1 protein-coding gene is annotated in these 768 nt (G+C 69.9%); it reads left to right on the top strand.

The window, feature by feature from the left end:
* Positions 1-124 precede the first annotated feature (124 nt).
* A complete protein-coding gene (locus tag ABD191_RS29010; protein ID WP_030901030.1) occupies positions 125-589 on the top strand; it encodes a phage terminase small subunit P27 family in 465 nt (154 codons plus the stop codon).
* Positions 590-768 lie beyond the last annotated feature (179 nt).

The following is a 768-nucleotide window of genomic DNA, read 5'->3' as shown; positions in this document are numbered from 1 at the left end:
ACCAAATCGGACATCCTGGACAGCGCCGCGGTGAGCTGGGAAGGCGCACGCTCACTACAGCCATGGGGGGTCAAGCCCCTGACCTGCGGTAACGCTACGTGACTGCTTTCAGGGGGTGTTGACCATGCCCCGGACCGCCAAGCCTGCCGGGCTCAAGCTCATCGAGGGCCGTTCCTCGGGCCGGGACTCGGGTGGCCGCAAGGTCAACTCCGGCCCAGACTTCAAGCGGCTGCCACCCGAGGCGCCCGACTGGCTGTCACCCGAGGCTGCCGCCGAGTGGGATCGCGTGCTGCCCGAGCTGTCCCGCCTCGACCTGGTCAAGGAGAGCGACCGAGCCGCCCTCGCCGCGTACTGCGAGGCCTGGGCAACGTTCGTCGAGGCCACCCTGACCGTGCAGCAGGAGGGCCAGTTCATTGAGGCGCGGCAGGGCAAGCTCGCCCACCCTGCTGTCGGCATCGCCCGCGCGGCCGGCCGTGAGATGCGGTCGTGGGCCGCTCACTTCGGTCTGACCCCGTCGACGGAGCAGGCCCTGGCGCGAAGCGGGGGCGACGATGGCGACGAGGCGAACCCGTTCGCCGGATCCGGCTGACCTGGGGATTTCCCCGGAGGTGGCCTGGTACTTGCAGGACCGCGGGATCCCGCTGCCGGACTGCCCGCCGAAGATCCAGACGCCCAGCCCTGGCGAGGCTCCGGGCGCGGTGTTCGACCCGGCGAAGGTCGACAAGGTCTTGCAGTCCTTCCACCTGTTGCGGCACACGCAGGGCAAGT

Source organism: Luedemannella helvata (assembly GCF_039528415.1).
Taxonomy (GTDB): Bacteria; Actinomycetota; Actinomycetes; order Mycobacteriales; family Micromonosporaceae; genus Luedemannella; species Luedemannella helvata.
This window is presented reverse-complemented; position numbering and strand designations above follow the sequence as displayed.